Genomic DNA, 20,596 nt, shown 5'->3' on the forward strand with positions numbered 1-20,596 from the left:
GGCAAGTCTGGAAAGAGTGCTGAAATTCGCTTGAAACTTGGCTGAAACGCCGCCGGCTACCTTGCGGTGGTGCCTGCCTCAGCCACGCATTCGGCGATGCGCTGCTTGATGCCGCCCCTGGCAAGCTCGGCCGGTCCGGCGCAGACGGGAAAACCGGCTTCGCGCATATAGGCGATGGCCTTCTGCCGGTCAGCCTCCAGCCAGCCCGGATCGCCGGTCCAGCCCTCGATGCTGATGCCGGGCATGGCAAAGAGCGCTTCCTCGGCCAGCACCCTGGCTTCGGCGATGCGCCCGGCAGCCACGAAGAAGGTGGCCAGCTCGATGAAGTCGCTGTCGCCGAACATGCTCCGGGGAACGCGCTGCCTGACCCGGATCGCCTCGTCGATGCGGTTGCCGTAGAACAGCCCGGCGCTCCGGAACCGCAGCGCCCAGGGCTGGGCGTCGGGGTCGAGCCTGACGGCGCGGGCAGCCGCTTCCGCCCCTTCTTCGGCCCGCCCGAAAGCAAGTGCCCAGTAGGCGAAGCGCGTCAGCACGTCGGCCGAATTGGGATTGAGGCCAAGCGCCTTGTCGAACTCCACCTCGCCCTGCTCGAGATCGCCGCCCAGCGACAGCGCCATGGCGAGCCCCGCATGGGCGTCGGCATCCAGCGGATCGAGTTCGACAGCCCGCCGCTCCGCCTGCAGATAGCTGGCATAGGTGGCGTCCCAGCTGTCGGTCCAGCGCATCGAAAATGCATGGCAGGTCCCGAGCAGCGCCCAGGCGCGGGCGAACCCGGCATCGACCTTCAGGGCTCGGTCCAGCAGCGACAGGCACTCGCCGATGCCTTCCCTGGTTTCCTTGTGCTTGGCTTCGGACGCCAGCAGATAGAGGTCATAGGCGCCGAGATCGCTTGGGCGCTTGCGCCGCGCCGCCTCGCGATCGGCGGCGACGATCGTGCCGGTGATGCCGCTGAGCTGGCCGGCGACCTGCCGCGACAGCTCCTCCTGCACCTTGAAGACGTCGTTTGCCGGCCTGTCCCAGCGCTCGGCCCACAGATGCGCCCCGGTGCCGGCGTCGATGAGCTGGCCGGTGATGCGCAACTGGCCGTCCTGGCGCTGGATCGAGCCGGTCAGCACATAACGCACGTCGAACTTGCGGCCGACCTCGCCGGCTCCTGTGCCGGCTATGCCGCGCACCGAATTCTGCGCGATGACGTCGAATTCGCGAAACCGCGCCAGGTCGGTGATGATGTCCTCGGTCATGCCATTGGCGAGCCGGCCGGTCGCGGCGTCGCCCTCTATGTTCTGGAACGGCAGCACCGCAATCGACGCCTTTGTCGACAGCGGCCGCCCCGAGGCGAACAACCAGGCGGCAAGTCCGGCAGATGCCACGAGCACGAGTGCTGCGGCTCCCAGCCCCAGCGTGCCCCAACCGCGCGGTCCCCGACCTCGGGCTTCCAAACCGGACAGCTCCAGGACATCGGGCTTGTCGCCGTTGCCGGCAGGCTCCTGCGCGGCGACGAACAGATAGCCCCGGCGCGGCACGGTTCGCAGCAGCGGCGGCCCGCTTGTGCCAAGCGCCGTGCGGATTTCGTGCACGCATCGGGCAAGCGAATCCTCGGTGACGGTGACATCGGGCCAGATGGCGTCGAGCAGTTCGCCCTTGGCGATGACGCGCCCGGAATTGCGCAGGAAATAGACCAGGAGATCGAAGGATTTCGGCCGCAGCGCGATCTCGCCACCCGGCCCGAGCAGACGCCCCGTTGCCAGGTCGAGCTTGTGGCCGGCGAAGTCAAAGACCGTTTGCTCCGCAGCCATGGCGCCTCACATCGGCAAGGCTGGCATCGATATCACGGCGAGTTCCCCACCTTCGGCGTAGAAGGGGTGCTGGCCCCGGGGCCGCCCGGCCCCATCACCACAGGCTAACACGCAGCTGCGGAACCGGCCAGCAATCCGGCTGCCCGGGATTTGTGGTCAAGCGATGCGGACGCAAGGAAGCGGTAACCCTGCCATGTCGAAATGCCCGGGCCAGCCGCCCGCCTGCATTGAAACATCGGGGCGGCGGCGCAATCTACGTGCTCGCTGCTCGCGACCTCGTCTCATGGAGATCTCGGATGAAGTTCAAGGCCGTTTCGCTCGCCGCCCTGATGGCAGCGTCCGTCATGCCGGCCACGGCCGCACCCGCCGTGACCCCGGCTGTCCCCGCAGCGGGCGGACTGGTCGTGCAAGTGGGCGGCTGCCATGGCGACGTGCGCGACCACTATGTTCCGGAGGTCGGCCAACGCGTCCCGCACTATCACCAGCGCGGCACCTGCGAGCCGGTCATCGTCTCTGCGCCGCGCCAGAACCAGCGCCGGCAGATCGTGGATTGCCATCGCGACGTGCGCACCCATCGCATCGACGGCATCATGCTGCGCCATCGCCATGTCGGCGACGATTGCCGCGTGCGCGAGGTCAGGCAGGTCAACGAGCCCGCGCCATTCTGAGGCGCTTGCCGAAGGCCTTGCGGCCTCCGGCGATCCCCCGTGCAGACGTTTCAGTTCACAGGCCTAGCAGGGGCCGCGGTCGACGACCCGGAAGCCGGCTGAATCCGCTTCGCAGGCATTCGGGAAGGTCCTGAGCGTGCCGCCCCTCTGGGCACAGACCGGGCGGTATTCCCTGGTGCAGAACTGCTGGTTGCCGCCGCCCGGACCACCGCCATTGTCCCAGCCGCTGCCACGGCATTCGCCGCCGCGGATGATGCGGTATCCGGACGCTTCGGCCATGCAGGAATTGGCGAATGTCTGGCGGTCGTTGCCGCGGCGCGCGCAAACAGGGTCATATTCGCGCGTGCAGAACTGCGGCCCCGGTCCCGGACGCGGCGGACGAGGGCCTGGTCCCTCATCCACGACCACCGTGCACGACGCCAGCACGACAGCAAGCAGCGAAGTCAACGCCGCCTTGCTTGCAAAGGATTTTGCCGAAAATCTCATGGATGTCTTCCCTATCGCGCCGCCCCAGGCGGAAGAACGCGCTTGCCGCCGAATCGATCCTTGCAATTCTTGGCGCGAAATCAATCCCCGCCGCCACGACATTGCCTGTCTTTGACATCATCTGAAGAGATGACAGTCCGGTGGATTGTTTGTACTCATACTATCTTGACGAGCATCGCATCGATTGCCTGCGACATCTTGCAACCTAAACGTTTCCATGCAATACAGGCTTTGTTCGGGCATTTGCTGTCCCGGAGACTGGAACGTTTTTTGCACGACCCTTTCCCCGATACTGTGAATCTTCGACGGCACCGTGACTCGGCGGGGGGTTTTAGTGTGCGCGAATGCACGACCGCCAAGCAAACCACCGACTTGCCACCGACGCCAGGCGGATGGCAGTCCAGACCAAAGAACGGGTGAAGGAGTTCTCCCAATGGCCCAGACCGGTACAGTAAAGTTCTTCAACACGACCAAGGGCTTCGGCTTCATTACGCCAGACGGCGGCGCGAAGGACGTTTTCGTCCACATTTCCGCCATCGAAGCCTCGGGCCTGCGCACGCTCGTCGACGGCCAGAAGGTCACGTTCGACGTCGAGCCCGACCGCATGGGCAAGGGCCCGAAGGCAGTCAACCTTCGCGCGGCCTGATATCAGCCGGTTGTGAACCAAACGAAGGGCGCGACGGGCAACCGTCGCGCCCTTTGCTTTTGGCGCTGCCCGCCCGCGCCTCTTCATCCCTCGGGATCGACGGCCTGGCCGAACGCCTGACCCTCGCCGATATGGCCAGGCTCCGAAGTCCATGACATGGTCCGGTCGTGGGGCGCGCGTATCCCTGCCCCGATGCGAGAGGAGGCACGACATGAGTTTCCTGAAGTTCCTCGCGGCGGCGTTGCTCGCCGCCGGTCTTGGCTATGGCGGCCCGGCACAAGCCATGCCGGCAACCGACCTGCCTCAGGTCGACGGCGGACTGGTGGTGCAGGTCAGGGGGTGCCATGCCGACATCCAGCGGCACTTCGTCCCCGCATTCGGCCGCACCATGTACCATCGCCACCGCCGGCCCGATTGTCGCCCGATCCCGGTGCAGCAGCAGATACGCGACTGCCACCGCGACGTGCGCCGGCATTTCCTGCCGCGCTACGGCAACGTCCCGCACCGGCACATCGGTCCCGATTGCCGCGCCAGGATCTACACCAGGTACAACCCGCAGCGCCCCCGGCCCGGCGCCTGCATCCAGATCGGCCCGATCCGCTACTGCGAGTACTGAGCCGGACAGGTGAATTTTCGCTGCGCGCGGCCTGAAAACCGGAGCCGGCTTGCCGGCCGCGCGCCGGTCTCAAAATGCCCCTGCACATGGCTGCCGATTGTGCGGAACAGCCCGCGTGACGGCTGAAAAAACAGGCAAACGGACCGATTTCGGGCAGCGATCTAGCCTGAAAGTTTCGCTTGCCGATCACCCAAAAATGAACGACAAATTTCCACTTCGGGCATTTGCCGGCCCGAAGACTGAAATTGATGGGATCAGAGGAGTTTCCCATGCCGCAGACCGGCACCGTCAAGTTCTTCAATCATGCCAAAGGCTTCGGCTTCATTACGCCGGACGATGGAGCGAAGGACGTTTTCGTACACATCTCCGCCGTGCAGGCGTCGGGCCTTCCCGGTCTTGAGGATGGGCAGAAAGTCAGTTTCGACACCGAGCCGGACAAGCGCGGCAAGGGTCCCAAGGCCGTCAATCTGACGGTTGGCTGAACCCCGGGGCGGCCGGAGCCCATGGCGCCGGCCGATTGTCTGTAAGCGTCCGAACCGGTATGCCGGAGAGGCATGCTTTGGCTTTCGGCAAGCCCCGTTAACGTCGGTAAATCCGTTCAGCTTGCGTTCAGGCTGGGTCCCTTAGACAGATAGTCGACGCCAATATTCAGCCCTTCGATACGGGCCGGACGGCGAAGGAGACCGATATGAACCGCATCTTCAAAACCCTTGTCCTGTCGGCAGCCGTTGCCGCTACCACGCTTGCCGCCCTGCCCGCCGCAGAGGCTGGTGAACGCTGGCGCCGCTACGACCATGGTCGCCGCGACAACACCGGCGCGATCGTCGCAGCCGGCGCGCTCGGACTGATCGCCGGCGCCGTCATCGCCGGCAGCGCCAACCGCCAGCAGCCGGTCTATGACGACTATTACGACGGCTACCAGCCGCAGCCGCGCCGCGTGTACCGCCAGGACTACTATGGCCAGGACTATTATCGTCCCGCCCCGGTGCAGCGCCGCGTCGTCTACCGCGACAGCTATGCCGTCGAGCCTTGGACGCCTGAATGGTACAGCTACTGCTCGGATCGCTACCGCAGCTTCAAGCCGCGCAGCGGCACCTTCACCGGCTATGACGGCCAGGAGCATTTCTGCACCGCCAACTGACACGCATTTACAAGGGTTCCCTGCCCTTCAAATGACAAGCGGCGCCATCTCATCGATGGCGCCGCTTTCGTTTTCAGGCCCCGGCCGGCTGCGATCAGACCAGGTAGGGATTGCCGCGGCGCTCGTCGCCGAACTTGCTGCCCGCCCCATGACCGCAGATGAAGCCGATATCGTCGCCCAGCGGCAGCAGCTTTTCCTTGATCGAGCGGATCAGCGTGTCGTGGTCCCCGCCATAGAGATCGGTGCGGCCCACCGATCCGCGGAACAGCACGTCGCCGACATGGGCGAACTTGGCGTCACGGTGGTAGTAGACGACATGGCCGGGCGCGTGGCCCGGGCAATGCAGCACCTCGAAGACGTGGCTGCCGAAAGATACGGTCTCGCCATCGGCCAGGAACCGGTCGGGGGTGCAGTTGCGCACGCCGCTCATGCCGAATTTCTGGCCCTGGGTCACAAGGTTGTCGAGCAGCGGCTTGTCGGCCTCGTGCGGCCCGATGATGTCGACGCCGAGCGCTTCCTTGAGCTCCATCGCCCCGCCGGCATGGTCGATATGGCCATGCGTCAGCCAGATCGCCGTGACCTTGATGCCGTTGTCCTTGAGCACCGACAGGATGGTGTCGACGTCGCCGCCGGGATCGACGACCACGCCCGTCTTGTCCTCGACGTCGAAGAGGATGGTGCAATTCTGCTGGAAGGGCGTGACCGGCACGATCCCTGCGTTGAGCTGTCCCATGATTGTCCTTTCACAACTTTGCTCCGGACATAGGCACAGACGACGCGCGCGTCCACGCAATTTGCACCGGCGATCGGTGAACTGACCGGCACCAGAACGGAAAAGGGCGGCCAAGGCCGCCCAATCCGAAAACTCGTTTTGCCAGGTGCTTATTTCTTCATGGCGCCCATGACGGCGCCGACGCTTGCCGTCAGGATGGCGCCACCGCCGGCACCGCCGATAACGTTGCTCAGCATGCCGCTCATCGCGCTCGCCGTTGCCGGGTCGGCTGCAGCGCCACCCAGCAGGCTGCCCAGAATCTGGCCACCGGCGATACCGCCGATGCCGCCGGCGAGCAGCTTCGTCACCTGCCCCATCGCCGCCTGTTTGACGGCTGCACCTACTGCCTGTCCACCGATTACGCCGGTTACAATCTGAATGATGATCGGAAGAAGCGATTCCATGACAATTCCCTCCAAATTGCAGGCCAGCTCCCGCCAGCCGACGTCACCATCAGACGCCGAATTCGACGAAAGTCAAATCAGCCCCCACCCAAGCAAAAGGGGCGGTCCGAAAACCGCCCCTTGCCGAACTTAATCGTTTGATTTTGCTGATTATTCAGCAGCGATCGCGTGCTTGGGCTGCACCGCGGCCGAATAGTCGTTCATCAGCGTCTTGGCGATTTCGCCGACCTCGAATCGGTACGGGCCGACCTCGGAAACAGGCGTCACTTCAGCCGCCGTGCCGGTCAGGAAGCACTGCTCGAAACCTTCCAGTTCCTCGGGCATGATCACCCGCTCGACAACCTCGAGGCCACGATCCTTGGCAAGGCCGATGACCGTGCGGCGGGTGATGCCGTCGAGGAAGCAGTCTGCCTTCGGCGTATGCACCTTGCCGTCCTTGACGAAGAAGATGTTCGCGCCGGTCGCCTCGGCCACCTGGCCGCGCCAGTCGAGCATCATCGCATCGGCATAACCCTTGGCCTCGGCCGCATGCTTGGACAGCGTGCAGATCATGTAGAGGCCTGCAGCCTTGGACTTCGAAGGTGCCGTGCGCGGGTCGGGACGGCGCCATTCGGCGATGTCCAAGCGGATGCCCTTCAGCTTCTGCGCCGGATCGAAATAGCTCGGCCACTGCCAGATGGCGACGGCGACATTGATGCGGTTCTTGTGGGCGGCGACACCCATTTCCTCGCTGCCGCGCCAGGCGATCGGGCGCACATAGGCGTCCTTGAAGCCCTGCTTCTTCAGCAGTTCGCGGCACGCATCGTCGATCACCTCGACCGAGTAGGGAACGGTGAAGCCGAGCAGGCGCGCGGACTCATGCAGGCGCTCGGTGTGCTCGGTCAGCTTGAAGATCTCGCCGCCATAGGCGCGCTCGCCCTCGAACACCGCGCTTGCATAGTGCAGACCATGGGTTAGTACGTGAATCTTGGCGTCGGCCCATTGGACGAACTCGCCGTTCATCCAGATAAATCCATCGAGCTGGTCGAAAGGAACGGATGCCATGGAAAACCTTCCCGCAGGCCGGGGCCTGCCTATCGTTTCGTATCTTTCTAATTGGCCCCTCAGGGGGGTCGGCTGCTAAAGCGTAGGCGCCTGAGAATATCAAAGCAAACTTACGATGTTTCGGAAAAAACCACCGTACCTTGCCTTTTCGTTCGCAATCCGGCGAAAAGCTTGTCAAAAATTACCATCGCACCTAATTTATGTCAACAGTGCTGACATAAATTGACGAGCAGGATTTCTATGGCCCAACGAAGCGGCGCCGCCGCACATCCGATCCGTACCGCCGTGACGGCAGACGAAGGCATCGACTTCTCGATCATCGAGCTGATGTATTTCGCCTATCGCGACTTCACTTCGGACCCCGACCAGATCCTTTCGGAATACGGTTTCGGCCGTGCGCATCACCGCGTGCTGCACTTCGTCAACCGCATGCCCGGCCTGACCGTCGCCGAGCTGCTCGACGTGTTGAAGATCACCAAGCAGAGCCTTGCGCGCGTCCTCAAGCAGCTGATCGACGCCGGCTACATCGTCCAGGTTCAGGGCCCGCGCGACCGTCGCCAGCGCGAGCTCTATCCCACCCCCAAGGGCCGCACCCTGACGCTGGCGCTGGCTCGGCCACAGTCACGCCGCATCCATGCGGCACTGGAGGGCGCGGGCGAGACCGAGCGTGCCTGGATCGAGAAGTTCCTCAAGGCCATGGTCAATCCCGAACTGAGGGCGCAGATTGACCATCTGCCCGGAAACACACCTGGGAAGGACCATGGAGAGTAACGAAAAGACGGCAAATCCGGCGGCCCTGGGTGACGATGCTCCGCATCTGCTCGTCGTCGACGACGACACCCGCATCCGCAACCTTCTGAAGCAGTATCTCAGCGAGAACGGCTTTCGCGTCACCGTGGCCGGCAATGCCGACGAAGCCCGGCGCAAGCTCAAAGGGCTCGATTTCGACCTGCTCATCCTCGACGTGATGATGCCGGGCGAGACCGGCGTCGAGCTGACCAAGTCGCTGCGCGAGGACAAGGAAGTGCCGATCCTGATGCTGACGGCGCTGTCGGAGACCGACAGCCGCATCACCGGGCTCGAAGCCGGCGCCGACGACTACCTGCCCAAGCCCTTCGACCCGCGCGAGCTGATCCTGCGCATCAACAACATCCTGCGCCGCGGCGGCCCGGCGGCCACGCCCAAGGTCGAGCAGCTGGTGTTCGGCCCCTACACCTTCCAGATCGCCCGCCGCGAACTGAAGCGTGGCGGCGAAGCGCTGAAGCTCACCGACCGCGAGCAGGAAATCCTGGCCATCTTCGCCGCCCGCGCCGGCGAGACCATCCCGCGCCATGAGCTGGTGACCGGGGACTCCGAAGTTGGCGAGCGCACCATCGACGTCCAGATCAACCGCCTCCGCCGCAAGATCGAGCGCGATCCCGCCAATCCCGTCTGGTTGCAGACGGTGCGCGGAATTGGCTATCGGCTGAGCGTGGAATAGGATCGTCGCGGCTGACTTGATGTAGCATCAGGGGCCGCGCACGGAAGGACGGATGGCAACCACAGACATGGAACGGCCTGGCGGAGGCAGTCTCGGCACACGCATCTGGCGTGCGCTGACGGCCGTGCCGCGCAGCTGGCACCATTTCTGGCGCCGCGTGTCGCTCTACATGCCGAAGCGGCTCTATGCGCGCTCGCTGCTCATCGTCATCACGCCGATGATCCTGCTGCAGTCGGTGGTGGCCTTCGTCTTCATGGAGCGCCACTGGCAGACGGTCACCGTGCGCCTGTCGCAGGCGGTGACGCGCGACATCGCCGCCATCATCGACCTGCTCGACACCTTTCCGGCACAGGACAACTACGCCCAGATCATCCGCATCGCCCAGGAGCGGATGTCGCTGAAGATCGACCTCCTGCCGGCCGAGCCCCTGCCCCCGCCCGGCCCGAAGCCGTTCTTCTCGATCCTCGACCAGGCGCTGTCTTCCGAGATCAGGAAGCAGATCAACAAGCCGTTCTGGCTCGACACCGTCGGCAACTCCAACATCGTCGAGGTGCGCGTCCAGCTCGACGACAAGGTGCTGCGCGTCTTCGTCCGCCGCAGCCAGGCCTATGCCTCGAACACGCACATCTTCCTGTTGTGGATGGTCGGCACGTCGCTGGTGCTGCTCACCATCGCCATCCCCTTCCTGCGCAACCAGATCAGGCCGATCCTGCAGTTGGCAGAGGCCGCCGAAAGCTTCGGCAAGGGCCGGCCGATGCCGCCCAATTTCCGCCCGCGCGGCGCCGAGGAAGTCCGTCGCGCCGGCTTCGCCTTCATCCAGATGCGCGAGCGCATCGAGCGCCAGATCGACCAGCGCACGGCCATGCTGACCGGCGTCAGCCACGATTTGCGCACCATCCTGACCCGCTTCAAGCTGCAGCTCGCTCTGTCGGGCAACAAGATCGACCGCGAGGCGCTGAGCCAGGACATCGACGACATGCAGTCGATGCTGGAAGCCTACCTCGCCTTCGCCCGCGGCGAAGCGCTCGAGGATCCGGGCCGCTTCGACCTCGGCGCCTATCTCGACAAGATCGGCGACGAGGCCAAGCTCCGGAAACGCAAGCTCAAGGTCACGCTTGTCGGCGAACCCGAGGTGCATGTCCGCCCCAACGCCTTCTCCCGGCTGTTGCAGAACGTCGTCGGCAACGCCTTCCGCTATGCCAAGGAGGTCGAGGTCAAGGCCGTCCACGACCGCGGCATGCTGGTGGTCATGGTCGACGACAACGGCCCCGGCATTCCCGAGGAAAAGCGCGAGGAGGTGTTCAAGCCCTTCTTCCGCCTCGACGAGGCGCGCAACCTCGATTCCACCGGAACCGGCCTCGGCCTGGCGGTCGCCCGCGACATCGCCCGCAGCCATGGCGGCGACATCAAGCTCAGCGACAGCCCGCTGGGCGGCCTGCGCGCGATGATCCGCGTGCCGGCCTGAGGCCCGCAAGGGGTCAGGCGCGACGGTCGAGCCGCGCCATCAGCCGGTCGCCGATCCACTGGATGCCACAGACGAGCACGATCAGCACCGCCACCACCGCCACCATCACCGACGTCTCGAAGCGCTGGTAGCCGTAGCGGATGGCGAGATCGCCCAGGCCGCCGGCGCCGATGGCGCCTGCCATGGCCGAGGCACCGACCAGCGTCACCAAAGTCACCGTGAAGCCGGCGACGATGCCCGGCAACGCCTCCGGCACCAGCACCTCGCGCACGATGGCCCAGCGCCCGCCGCCCATGGCGCGCACGGCTTCGATCAGGCCGCGGTCGACCTCGCGCAGCGACACCTCGGCGATGCGCGCATAATAGGGCGTGGCCGCGATCGACAGCGGCACGATCGCCGCCCAGGTGCCGATCGACGTGCCGACGATCAGCCGCGTCAGCGGGATCAGCGCCACCAGAAGGATGATGAACGGCACCGAGCGGAAGCCGTTGACGATGCCGCCGAGGATGCGGTTCAGCCACAGCTGCTCGGCAATGCCGCCGCGATCGGTGGCGACCAGCGCCAGCCCGAGCGGCAGGCCGAAGACCAGCGAGATCAGGCCCGACGCGCCGGTCATGACCACGGTCTCCCACAGGGACCGCAGCAAAAGGTCAAACATCGTCTGAGACATGGCCAAGCACCTCGACCCGGGTATCCCGGGCATTCAGGAAGTCGATGATTTCGGCGACGCGCCCGTCGGTCGTCTGCACGCCGACGAACAGCGTGCCCACAGGCTCGCCCTGGATATGGTCGATGCCGCCATGAACAAGCCGGAAGCGGCCGGGAATGGCCGTCGCAAGCTCCTGAAGCAGAGGCCGGCGCGCCGCCTCGCCGGCAACGTCGACACGCAGGATCGCCTCGCGCCCTGCCTTGCCGAGCCGCGCTGCAATCGCCTCCGGCAGTTGCGGGCGAATGCCGGCGAGCAGGCTTCTGGTCACATCGGCCTGTGGATCGGCGAACACCGACCAGACCTGGCCTTCCTCGACGATCTTGCCGGCGTCGATCACAGCGACGCGGTCGGCGACCGTGCGGATCACCTCCATCTCGTGGGTGATGAGCAGGATGGTGAGGCCGAGCCGCTGGTTGATGTCCTTGAGCAGCGACAGAATCGAACGCGTCGTCTCGGGGTCGAGCGCCGAGGTCGCCTCATCAGAGAGCAGCAGCGCCGGCCGCGCCGCAAGCGCCCGGGCAATGCCGACGCGCTGCTTCTGGCCGCCGGAGAGCGACGCCGGATAGGCCCTGGCCTTGTCGGCAAGCCCGACGAGATCGAGCAGTTCGGCCGCGCGCGCCAGCCGCTCAGCCTTCGACCTGCCTTCGATCTTCAGCGGCAGCGCCACGTTTTCCTCGACTGTTTTCGCCGACAGGAGGTTGAAATGCTGGAAGATCATGCCGATCCGCCGCCTCAGCGGCTGCAGGTCACGCTCGCCGAGCCCGGTGATCTCGCGCCCCTCGACGAAGATCTGGCCTTCGTCGGGCCGCTCCAGCCCGTTCAGGCAGCGGATCAGCGTCGACTTGCCCGCGCCGCTGCGCCCGATGATGCCGAGGATTTCGCCCTTGCGGACGGACAGCGAAATGCCGTCGACGGCCGCCGTCCCGCCAAACTGGCGCTTGAGGTCGACGATGCGGACGACGTCGCCGCCCCTCGTCTCCGCCGCGCCTGCCTCGGCCCAGGAAACATGCTGGTTCATGAAGTCCCTTTCCCGGGGCCCGCTCCACTTCGACGATGTCGACGTGGAGCGACCTCCAATTTTTGCCTGAGCACGATCTTTGCCGAAAACCGCTTCCCACTTTGGGGATCGTGCCCGAAACGCGTATGGCGGCCCGCCGGTTGGACGGGCCGCCATGGACGGAAAATGAAACGCCGCTCAGTAGGCGCTGATGCCGGTGCCCTTGTAGACGCGGTCGAACTCGGCCTTGACGGTCTCGTTCTGGTAGGCCGCCACCAGCTTCTTCACCCATGGCTCGTTCTCGCTGCCGGTCTTGACCGCGATGAAGTTGCGATAGGGATTGTCGGCCACCGCCTCCTGGGCGATGCGCTGCGCCGGCGTCAGCCCGCTCTTCAGCGCCCAGTCGGTGTTGACGACTGCCGCATCGAGATCGTCGACCGAACGCCCGACGATGCCGGCATCGAGTTCCTTGACGTCGAGCTTCTTCGGATTCTCGGCGATGTCGGCGACGGTCGCCAGGATGCCGGTGCCTTCCTTGAGCTTGATCAGGCCGACACCTTCCAGCACGCGCAGCGCGCGGCCTTCATTGGACGGATCGTTCGGCACGCCGACAACGGCTGCTTCCGGCAGGTCCTCGACCTTGCCGTGCTTCTTCGAATAGAGGCCGATCGGCCACAGGCCGGTGAAGCCGACGGGCGTGATCTTGTAGCCCTGCGACTTGATCTGGTTGTCGAGATAGGGCTGGTGCTGGAAGGCGTTGGCGTCGATCTCGCCGCGCTCCAGCGCCTCGTTGGGCTGGGTATAGTCGTTGAACACGACGGTCTCGATCTTCAGCCCCTGCTTGGCGGCCTCGGAGGTGACGACGCGCCACACATCCTCGTCCTCGCCGCTGATGATGCCCACCTTGATGGCGGTCTTGTCCTCGGCGAAGGCCTGGTGCGGCACGGTCAGGCCGGCAACCGTGACGACGGAAGCAAACAGGGCAGCGAGGGCGCCGCGCCGGCTGGTGGCGAAAAGGGAAAGCGACTTGGTGATCTCGGTCATCTGAATTCTCGCTGAGAGCCTGTTGGGAGGATTGGCTCGCCCCGCGACATGCGAAGCTTGCCCCAATCGTCGGCAAACGCCCCCCTTTCGGCAAAGGACCTGTTTTCACGCCAGCCCCGGTCGCGGGAAAAATCGTCACAAAGAAAACGCCAGCCGGGGCAGAAGCAACCTCGTCTTCGCAGTTGCGAGAAGACCGGCCGTCATCGCCACGTCATCGAACCCTGTTCAAAGGCAGCCGCAACGAACGCGACCGCCGCTGATTCCGGCAGGCTCCAAAGCCGTCGGACGCGGCCTGATGGGAAGACGATTTGTGCGCATCCTGATGGTCACCGACGCATGGCGTCCGCAGATCAATGGCGTCGTGCATACGCTGGAACGGCTCGCCGAGACGCTTGTCGCTTATGGCGCCGAGGCCGACTTCCTCACCCCTGAGATCTTCCGCACTTTGCCGATGCCGACCTATCCCGACATCCGGCTGGCGCTGACCACGCCCGGCAATGTCGCCCGCATCATCGAGCAGCGCCGGCCCGACCACATCCACCTGGTCACCGAAGGGCCGCTCGGCATGATGGCGCGGCGCTACTGCCTCACCAACAACCGCCCCTTCACCACCAGCTACCACACGCGTTTCCCCGAATATGTCAGCGCCCGCCTGCCGCTGCCGGAAAGCTGGACCTACGGGCTGCTGCGCAACTTCCACAATTCCGGCAAGGGCTGCATGGTCGCGACCCAGTCGCTGGCCGACGACCTGGCGTCGCGCGGCTTCGACAAGCTGAGGCCATGGACGCGCGGCGTCGACATCAACCATTTCCATCCCGACAAGAAGGTCGAGATGGACCTGCCACGCCCGATCTTTTTGTGCGTCGGCCGCATCGCCGTGGAAAAGAACCTGCCCGCCTTCCTCGATCTCGAGTTATCAGGCAGCAAGGTGCTGGTCGGCGACGGCCCCGAGATCGAGCGGCTGCGCGCCAGATACCCTAGGGCGCATTTCCTTGGACGCCGCCCAAGCGACGAGCTCGCCCGGATCTACGCCTCGGCCGACGTCTTCGTCTTCCCCAGCCGCACCGACACCTTCGGCAACGTCATCATCGAGTCGCTCGCCAGCGGCACGCCGGTCGCTGCCTATCCGGTGACGGGTCCGATCGACATCGTCGGCGACGGCATCGGCGGCGTGGTATCGGACGACCTGCGGGAAGCAGCGCTCGCCGCGCTCAACATCGACCGCGCCGAAGCCCGCGAGCGCGCCATGCGCTACACATGGGCGGCCTGCGCCGAGATGTTTCTGGACAATGTTCGGGCCGCCTACGCTGCATGAATCCAGACAGCCAAACTGTATCGAGATTCAGGTCAGGCCCAGTCGAAAATGGTGGTTTCTGAGAACCGGAACGGAACGTACATCTGGGTACGTGAGTACCGGAAGCGCAGGTATCAGCCTTTGCAGACGGGCATCACCTGAATATCGATACAGTTCAGAACAGGCGCGAGCCGTCAGGTACCTTGCGCTCGATGGCGCCGAGCACGACGTCGCCCTCCTCGTCGGGGAAGCCGAGCGTCAGCACTTCCGACATGAACTTGCCGATCTGGCGCGGCGGGAAGTTGACGACGGCAAACACCTGCCGCCCGACAAGCTCTTCCAGCGCATAGTGCTTGGTGATCTGCGCCGACGAGCGCTTCACGCCGATCTCAGGGCCGAAGTCGATCTTCAGCTTGAAGGCCGGCTTGCGCGCCTCCGGATACGGCTCGGCCTCGACGATCGTGCCGGTGCGGATGTCGACCTTGTCAAAGTCGGCGAAAGTGATCTCGGGCTTGCGCCCGCCATGCTCGCTCATCTTGGAAGTCTCAGGCGTTGCCCTGCGTCTCGAACAACACGCTGGCCAGCGCGTCCTTGGCCGACGTACCCGACCAGACGACGAACTGGAAGGCCTGGAAGTAGCACTCGCAGGCTTCGAGCGCCGACGACAGCAGCACTTCGACCTGCTGGCTGGTGGGCTCGACGCCGCCGGCGAGCAGCAGCGACTGGCGGAACATGATCGCGCCTTCGCTCTCCCACAGGTCGAAATGGCCGAACAGCATCTGCTCGTTGATCATCGACAGCAGGCGCAGCACTTCGAGCGTGCGGTTCTCGGGCACCTTGATGTCGAAGGCGCAGGCGAGATGCAGCGCCTCGAAGTCTTCCATCCACGAGAAGGAGACCTGGTATTCGGTCCAGTTGCCCACGACCGAAATCGAGATCTCGTCGTCGCCGGCCCGCTCAAACGACCAGTCGTTGTTGTGAGCCACCTGCTCGATGACATCCACCGGGTGGATCTCGCGGGAGAACTCGAGTTCGAGAAGTTCCATAAATGCTTCCTGTCGTTCCGGGCGCGTCATCGCGCTCCGCGCGGGGGACACACACGACGAACTAAATTCTTGAACTCGGACGACCAGCGCTGCCGGACTCAATACCCCCCAGCCGGACCGCGCCATCCGGTGCACGACGCTGTTTCGAATCGTGCAGTAATTTCAGTGTATTGATCGTGACTCTCGTGAACAGCCCAATTTTTCGCACTGCCGCATTCGGGTGTGGAAACAGGCTGCGGCGCAGGCTCATCAAGCGCCGGTAAACGATTCACGACAAAGCACTTTTTCGTTTGGCGCTTTGTGGAAAAGTTAACGAATTATTTCTTCGAACGGGGCTTGGGCGAAGCCGCAGGTGAGGCTGCCTCAGCGGCACTGCCACCGAGCGCCGCAAGCTGCGCTTCCAGCGCCTCGATGCGGGCCGTCAGCGCCTTGTTTTCGGCGCGCGCCTTGATCGCCATGTCGCGCACGGCTTCGAATTCCTCGCGCTGCACGACCTCGAGCGAATTCATCACCCGTTCGGCCTGCGAACGAAATGCGGTCTCCACCTCGCGCTTGACGCCCTGCGCTGCACCTGCGGCATCGGTCATCAGCTTGGCGAACTCATCCAGGATACGGTTCGGTCCGGTCGTCATGGCAAACCCTCGCATTGTGGTTTCGACGTAGTGGGGCAAGGCGTAGATTGCAAGGATATCGTGATGCGATCCAACCGCCAAACACCGCGGCAAAAATGCCCAGTCCAAGCAATGACATCTCGGTGAGAGACCGCAACCCTGCCTTGACCCTGCCAAAGCCCTGCCCCATGGTCCGCGCCATTGCTTCGACCGGAGACCGAATTGTCCGAATATCTCGCCTTGCCGCTGGCCGCGCTGCCCTTTCCGAACATCGATCCGGTCATCGTCCAGATCGGGCCGCTGGCCATCCACTGGTACGGCCTCGGCTACATTGTCGGCATCCTGTTTGCCTGGTGGTACGGCAAGCGCCTGCTGGCCACGCCACGGCTCTGGCAGGACGGCACGGCTCCAATGAAGCCTGAAGACCTCGACGATTTCCTCGTCTGGGCGGCGATCGGCGTCGTGCTCGGCGGCCGCACCGGCTACGTGCTGTTCTACGACCTCGCCCGCTACATCCAGAACCCGCTCGACATCGTCGCCGTCTGGCAGGGCGGCATGTCGTTCCATGGCGGCCTGCTCGGCGTCACGCTGGCCATGGTGCTGTTCGCCCGCAGGCGCGGCATTCCGGTCTGGTCGCTCATCGACACGGTGGCCGCCGGCGTGCCTGTCGGCCTCGGCCTCGTCCGCGTCGCAAACTTCATCAATTCCGAGCTGTGGGGCCGTGTCACCAACGTGCCGTGGGCAATGGAATTCCCCACCGGCGGGCCGTTCCTGCGCCATCCGAGCCAGCTTTACGAAGCCTTCTTCGAGGGCCTGGTGCTGTTCTTCGTGCTGCGCTTCCTCACCCACTCCAGGCTGAGGCTCAAGACGCCGCGCTTCGTCGCCGGCGCCTTCGTCTGCGGCTACGGCCTGTCGCGCATCTTCGCCGAGTTCTTCCGCGAGCCCGACCAGCAGATCGGCTATCTCGCCGGCAACTGGCTGACCATGGGCATGGTGCTGTCGACGCCGATGGTGCTGATCGGCGTCTGGGCGATGCTGGCGGCGAAACCCGCAGCGCCAGTCGCAAAGCCGGCATGACCAGCCTGAAACAGCGGATATCGGGCCTGATCGCGGCATCGGGCCCGATCAGCGTATCCGACTACATGGCGATCTGCCTGTTCGATCCTGAACAGGGCTACTACACGACAAGGCAACCCTTCGGCGCGGCGGGCGACTTCACCACCGCCCCTGAAGTCAGCCAGATGTTCGGCGAACTCGTCGCCGTCTGGCTCTACGCCGCATGGCAGGCGGCGGGCCGCCCCGCATCGCCTGTGCTGGCCGAGATCGGCCCCGGACGCGGCACGCTGATGAAGGACATGCTCAGGGTCCTGAAGCGGCTCGACCCTGCCTTCATCGCCGGCGCGTCCTTTGCCCTCATCGAGACCAGCCCGCGCCTGCGCGAGGTGCAGAAGGCGACGCTCGGCCAGAGCGGCGTCGAGATCACCTGGCACGACAGCGTCGCCGCGCTGGCCCCGGCGCCGTTGTTCATCGTCGGCAACGAACTGTTCGATGCCATCCCCACGCGCCAGTTCGTCAAGCTCGGCAATGCCTGGCACGAGCGCTTGGTCGGGCTCGACGAGCCGGGCGAACTCGCCTTCGTCGCCGGCCCGGCGACCATCGAGCCGGCGCTTCTGCCGAAGGGGGCCGCTGCCGCGCCCGAAGGAGCCGTTTTCGAATTCGCTCCGGCGCGCAGCGCCACCATGGAGCAGATTGGCGAGCGCATCGCGGCATCGGGCGGCGCAGGACTGTTCCTCGACTATGGCCACCTGTCGGCTGGCATCGGCGACACGCTGCAGGCGCTGCGCCGCCACAAATACGAGGACGTGCTGGCCAGCCCCGGCGAGGCAGACTTGACCTCGCATGTCGATTTCGCAGCCCTTGCCGCAGCGGCCCGCGCACATGGCCTTGCTGCCCAAACAGCCACCCAAGGTGCGTTCCTGCTGGCCATGGGGCTGCTTGAACGCGCCGGAAATCTCGGCGCTTCCGCCGACGAGGCCGGCCGCGAAAAGATCCGGTCCGAGGTCGAGCGTATCGCCGGCCCCGACGCCATGGGCGAGTTGTTCAAGGTGCTGGCGGTGACGCCGACGGGCACCAAAGTCCCCTTCCCGATAGTCAGTTGACAGGCGGCTTGCGCCTGCCCCACTGTCCGCCCTCGCGACGGAGCATGCCCCCGAAAACTGGGGACCGTTTTTCGGACAAGGTCATGCTCAATCAGGAAAAACTGAGCCCGGTTCGGAATGGAACTGGGCTCCTGGGCTTAGCCTGCCGTGGCGGCTGCGAGCCTTGACGAAACCGCCTCCGGAGATGACAAGAGCGGCAATGCTGAACGTTTCGAAACCGGATCCGGTCCGCTCCACCTTGCTCGCCGGCGCGGAAGCCCAGGGCATCCGCCACGGTTATTTCACCCGCGCAGGCGGGGTTTCCGAGGGCATTTACAAGGGTCTCAACATCGGCGTCGGCTCCGACGACGACCAGGCCCATGTTGCTGAAAACCGCCGCCGCGTCGCCGCATGGATGGGCGTTCCGGCAGACCATCTGCTCAGCCTCTACCAGGTCCATTCGCCCGATGTCGTCGTCGCGTCAGGCCCGTTCCCGGACGGCCGTCCCAAAGCCGACGCGCTGGTGACGAACCGCCCCGGCATCGCGCTCGGCGCATCGTCGGCAGACTGCGGACCGGTGCTGTTCGCCGATCCCCAGGCGCGCGTCATCGGCGCAGCCCATGCCGGCTGGAAGGGCGCATTTACCGGCGTGCTCGAAAACACCGTCACCGCCATGGAAGGCCTGGGCGCCAGGCGCGAGCGCATCCTCGCCGTGCTTGGCCCGTCGATCAGCGCGGCCAACTATGAAGTCGGTCCCGAATTCGTCGCCCGCTTCGTCGAGGCCGACGCCGACAATACGCGCTACTTCTCGCCGTCGATCAATTCAGGCCACCACATGTTCGACCTCAACCTCTACACGGTCGACCGGCTGCGACGCGCCGGCGTGACTGCAGAGGCGCTGAACCGCTGCACCTATGCGGAAGAGGACCTTTTCTACTCCTACCGGCGCACCACGCACCGCAAGGAAGCTGATTACGGGCGGCAGATTTCGGCAATTGCATTGGAGGACTGACTGCATGGCGCTGCATTTCGAACGATCCGAATTCGACGCCCGCCGCGACCGGCTGATGATCGAGATGGCCGAAAAGAAGCTCGATGCCATCGTGCTGTTCGCGCAGGAGAGCATGTACTGGCTCACCGGCTATGACACCTTCGGCTTTTGCTTCTTCCAGTCGCTGGTGATGAAGGCCGACGGCGCCATGACACTGCTCACCCGCTCGGCCGACCTGCGCCAGGCGCGCCAGACCTCCACCATCGACAACATCGTCGTCTGGACCGACCGCGACGGCGCCAATCCGACGCTCGACCTGCGCAACCTGCTCAACGATCTCGATCTGCTCGGCATGCGCATCGGCGTCGAATACGACACCCATGGCCTGACCGCCTTCAACGGCCGTCGCCTCGACGAGCAGTTGCAGACCTTCGGACAGATCGTCGATGCCTCCGGCATCGTCGGCCGGCTGCGCCTGTTCAAGAGCCCGGCCGAGATCGAGAAAGCCGAGAAGGCGGCGTCTCTCGGCGACGACGCACTCGACGCTGCCCTGCCGCTGATCAAGCAGGGCGGAGACGAGGCAAAAATCCTGGCCGCCATGCAGGGCGCCATCTTTGCCGGCGGCGGCGACTATCCCGCCAACGAGTTCATCATCGGCTCCGGCGCGGACGCCCTGCTCTGCCGCTACAAGTCCGGCCGCCGCAAGCTCAACAAGAACGACCAGCTGACCCTCGAATGGGCCGGCGTCTACAACCACTATCATGCGCCGATGATGCGCACGGTTCTGACCGGCAAGGCCTCCAAGCGCCACCAGGAGCTCTACGACGCATCGCTCGCCGCCCTGCTGGCGGTTGAAAAGGCGATGGTGCCGGGCAACACGTTCGGCGACGTCTTCGACGCCCACGCCCGTACGCTCGAGACCCATGGCCTGACCCGGCACCGCCTCAACGCCTGCGGCTACTCGGTCGGCGCCCGCTTCACGCCGTCCTGGATGGATATGCCCATGTTCTACCAGGGCAATCCCGAGCCCATCGCGCCCAACATGACGCTGTTCGCCCACATGATCATCATGGATTCCGAGACCGAGACGGCGATGACGCTGGGTCGTACCTACCTCACCACGGAATCTGTGCCCAAGCCACTTTCCCGCCATGATCTCGACTTGATCGTACGGTGACTGGCGATGAGCGCTGAGGGGCGTTTGCAGGGAGTTCACGTCAGATGAGACGTTGGTTGGGAGCCGCAGCC

The 20,596-nt window shown here is 64.8% G+C and carries 24 protein-coding genes; 13 read left to right on the top strand and 11 right to left on the bottom strand.

Annotated elements, in window-relative coordinates; translation table 11 throughout:
- Window positions 1-56 precede the first annotated feature (56 nt).
- Window positions 57-1,796, bottom strand: a complete 1,740-nt coding sequence (locus NDO48_RS06425) for a winged helix-turn-helix domain-containing protein (RefSeq protein ID WP_018428994.1) — start codon at window positions 1,794-1,796, stop codon at window positions 57-59.
- A 296-nt stretch (window positions 1,797-2,092) separates the two neighbouring features.
- Between NDO48_RS06425 and NDO48_RS06430 the strand changes: the two genes are divergently transcribed.
- A complete protein-coding gene (locus NDO48_RS06430; protein WP_267321149.1) occupies window positions 2,093-2,464 on the top strand; it encodes a hypothetical protein in 372 nt (123 codons plus the stop codon).
- Window positions 2,465-2,527: 63 nt separating this feature from the next.
- Here the strand turns inward: NDO48_RS06430 and NDO48_RS06435 are convergent, their stop codons facing one another.
- Complete coding sequence (locus NDO48_RS06435; RefSeq protein WP_018428996.1) at window positions 2,528-2,950, bottom strand: Kazal-type serine protease inhibitor domain-containing protein; 423 nt, start codon at window positions 2,948-2,950, stop codon at window positions 2,528-2,530.
- Between the two features lie 433 nt (window positions 2,951-3,383).
- On the opposite strand from NDO48_RS06435, the gene NDO48_RS06440 reads away from it, so the two are divergent.
- The 4 genes from NDO48_RS06440 (at window position 3,384) to NDO48_RS06455 (ending at window position 5,353) form a co-directional block, all read left to right on the top strand.
- Window positions 3,384-3,596, top strand: coding sequence for a cold-shock protein (locus NDO48_RS06440; RefSeq protein WP_018428997.1), 213 nt, complete (start codon window positions 3,384-3,386; stop codon window positions 3,594-3,596).
- A 211-nt stretch (window positions 3,597-3,807) separates the two neighbouring features.
- A complete protein-coding gene (locus NDO48_RS06445) occupies window positions 3,808-4,212 on the top strand; it encodes a hypothetical protein (RefSeq protein WP_267321150.1) in 405 nt (134 codons plus the stop codon).
- Window positions 4,213-4,481: 269 nt separating this feature from the next.
- Window positions 4,482-4,694: a cold-shock protein gene (locus tag NDO48_RS06450; RefSeq protein ID WP_018428999.1), complete on the top strand. Its 213-nt coding sequence runs from the start codon at window positions 4,482-4,484 to the stop codon at window positions 4,692-4,694.
- A gap of 206 nt (window positions 4,695-4,900) precedes the next feature.
- Window positions 4,901-5,353: a BA14K family protein gene (locus NDO48_RS06455; protein ID WP_267321151.1), complete on the top strand. Its 453-nt coding sequence runs from the start codon at window positions 4,901-4,903 to the stop codon at window positions 5,351-5,353.
- Between the two features lie 94 nt (window positions 5,354-5,447).
- Here NDO48_RS06455 and NDO48_RS06460 read toward each other — a convergent pair whose 3' ends face one another.
- The 3 genes from NDO48_RS06460 to NDO48_RS06470 form a co-directional block, all read right to left on the bottom strand.
- Window positions 5,448-6,086 (bottom strand): MBL fold metallo-hydrolase, encoded by a 639-nt coding sequence (locus tag NDO48_RS06460; RefSeq protein WP_018429001.1) that lies wholly within the window; start codon window positions 6,084-6,086, stop codon window positions 5,448-5,450.
- Between the two features lie 149 nt (window positions 6,087-6,235).
- Window positions 6,236-6,529 carry a hypothetical protein gene (locus NDO48_RS06465; RefSeq protein WP_267321152.1) on the bottom strand — a complete coding sequence of 98 codons (294 nt, stop codon included), beginning with the start codon at window positions 6,527-6,529 and terminating at the stop codon, window positions 6,236-6,238.
- Between the two features lie 150 nt (window positions 6,530-6,679).
- On the bottom strand, window positions 6,680-7,573 hold the full coding sequence (locus NDO48_RS06470) for a branched-chain amino acid aminotransferase (protein WP_018429003.1): 894 nt from the start codon (window positions 7,571-7,573) through the stop codon (window positions 6,680-6,682).
- A 240-nt stretch (window positions 7,574-7,813) separates the two neighbouring features.
- On the opposite strand from NDO48_RS06470, the gene NDO48_RS06475 reads away from it, so the two are divergent.
- From NDO48_RS06475 to NDO48_RS06485, 3 genes are read left to right on the top strand one after another with little or no spacing between them, the layout of a single operon-like run.
- Window positions 7,814-8,344, top strand: coding sequence for a MarR family winged helix-turn-helix transcriptional regulator (locus NDO48_RS06475; RefSeq protein WP_018429004.1), 531 nt, complete (start codon window positions 7,814-7,816; stop codon window positions 8,342-8,344).
- A complete protein-coding gene (locus NDO48_RS06480) occupies window positions 8,334-9,053 on the top strand; it encodes a response regulator (protein ID WP_018429005.1) in 720 nt (239 codons plus the stop codon). The genes NDO48_RS06475 and NDO48_RS06480 overlap by 11 nt, the downstream gene beginning before the upstream one ends.
- A 52-nt stretch (window positions 9,054-9,105) precedes the next feature.
- The gene (locus NDO48_RS06485; RefSeq protein ID WP_018429006.1) at window positions 9,106-10,518 is read left to right on the top strand and encodes an ATP-binding protein; all 1,413 of its coding nucleotides are present in this window, start codon (window positions 9,106-9,108) and stop codon (window positions 10,516-10,518) included.
- Window positions 10,519-10,531: 13 nt separating this feature from the next.
- Here NDO48_RS06485 and NDO48_RS06490 read toward each other — a convergent pair whose 3' ends face one another.
- The 3 genes from NDO48_RS06490 to NDO48_RS06500 form a co-directional block, all read right to left on the bottom strand.
- The gene (locus NDO48_RS06490) at window positions 10,532-11,188 is read right to left on the bottom strand and encodes a methionine ABC transporter permease (RefSeq protein WP_026227401.1); all 657 of its coding nucleotides are present in this window, start codon (window positions 11,186-11,188) and stop codon (window positions 10,532-10,534) included.
- A complete protein-coding gene (locus tag NDO48_RS06495) occupies window positions 11,169-12,245 on the bottom strand; it encodes a methionine ABC transporter ATP-binding protein (protein WP_267321153.1) in 1,077 nt (358 codons plus the stop codon). The genes NDO48_RS06490 and NDO48_RS06495 overlap by 20 nt, the downstream gene beginning before the upstream one ends.
- Window positions 12,246-12,422: 177 nt before the next feature.
- Window positions 12,423-13,268: a MetQ/NlpA family ABC transporter substrate-binding protein gene (locus tag NDO48_RS06500; RefSeq protein ID WP_018429009.1), complete on the bottom strand. Its 846-nt coding sequence runs from the start codon at window positions 13,266-13,268 to the stop codon at window positions 12,423-12,425.
- Between the two features lie 310 nt (window positions 13,269-13,578).
- On the opposite strand from NDO48_RS06500, the gene NDO48_RS06505 reads away from it, so the two are divergent.
- Window positions 13,579-14,583: a glycosyltransferase family 4 protein gene (locus tag NDO48_RS06505; RefSeq protein ID WP_267321193.1), complete on the top strand. Its 1,005-nt coding sequence runs from the start codon at window positions 13,579-13,581 to the stop codon at window positions 14,581-14,583.
- 154 nt (window positions 14,584-14,737) lie between these two features.
- On the opposite strand, the gene NDO48_RS06510 is transcribed toward NDO48_RS06505, so the two are convergent.
- From NDO48_RS06510 to NDO48_RS06520, 3 genes are all read right to left on the bottom strand, one after another.
- Entirely contained in the window at window positions 14,738-15,097 is a 360-nt protein-coding gene (locus tag NDO48_RS06510; protein ID WP_267321154.1) for a tRNA-binding protein, read from the bottom strand.
- Between the two features lie 10 nt (window positions 15,098-15,107).
- Complete coding sequence (locus NDO48_RS06515) at window positions 15,108-15,608, bottom strand: YbjN domain-containing protein (RefSeq protein WP_018429012.1); 501 nt, start codon at window positions 15,606-15,608, stop codon at window positions 15,108-15,110.
- Window positions 15,609-15,925: 317 nt separating this feature from the next.
- Window positions 15,926-16,240 carry an accessory factor UbiK family protein gene (locus NDO48_RS06520; protein ID WP_026227403.1) on the bottom strand — a complete coding sequence of 105 codons (315 nt, stop codon included), beginning with the start codon at window positions 16,238-16,240 and terminating at the stop codon, window positions 15,926-15,928.
- Window positions 16,241-16,441: 201 nt separating this feature from the next.
- On the opposite strand from NDO48_RS06520, the gene lgt reads away from it, so the two are divergent.
- The 4 genes from lgt to NDO48_RS06540 all read left to right on the top strand — a co-directional run bounded on the left by lgt (window position 16,442) and on the right by NDO48_RS06540 (window position 20,525).
- Window positions 16,442-17,296 carry a prolipoprotein diacylglyceryl transferase gene (gene lgt / locus NDO48_RS06525; protein ID WP_267321155.1) on the top strand — a complete coding sequence of 285 codons (855 nt, stop codon included), beginning with the start codon at window positions 16,442-16,444 and terminating at the stop codon, window positions 17,294-17,296.
- Window positions 17,293-18,378 carry a class I SAM-dependent methyltransferase gene (locus NDO48_RS06530; protein WP_267321156.1) on the top strand — a complete coding sequence of 362 codons (1,086 nt, stop codon included), beginning with the start codon at window positions 17,293-17,295 and terminating at the stop codon, window positions 18,376-18,378. Before lgt ends, NDO48_RS06530 begins: the two co-directional genes overlap by 4 nt.
- A gap of 199 nt (window positions 18,379-18,577) precedes the next feature.
- The gene (pgeF, locus tag NDO48_RS06535) at window positions 18,578-19,369 is read left to right on the top strand and encodes a peptidoglycan editing factor PgeF (protein ID WP_018429016.1); all 792 of its coding nucleotides are present in this window, start codon (window positions 18,578-18,580) and stop codon (window positions 19,367-19,369) included.
- A 4-nt stretch (window positions 19,370-19,373) separates the two neighbouring features.
- Window positions 19,374-20,525, top strand: a complete 1,152-nt coding sequence (locus NDO48_RS06540) for a M24 family metallopeptidase (protein WP_018429017.1) — start codon at window positions 19,374-19,376, stop codon at window positions 20,523-20,525.
- The last annotated feature ends 71 nt before the right edge of the window (window positions 20,526-20,596 follow it).

Source organism: Aminobacter sp. MET-1, assembly GCF_026521175.1.
Taxonomy (GTDB): domain Bacteria; phylum Pseudomonadota; class Alphaproteobacteria; order Rhizobiales; family Rhizobiaceae; genus Aminobacter.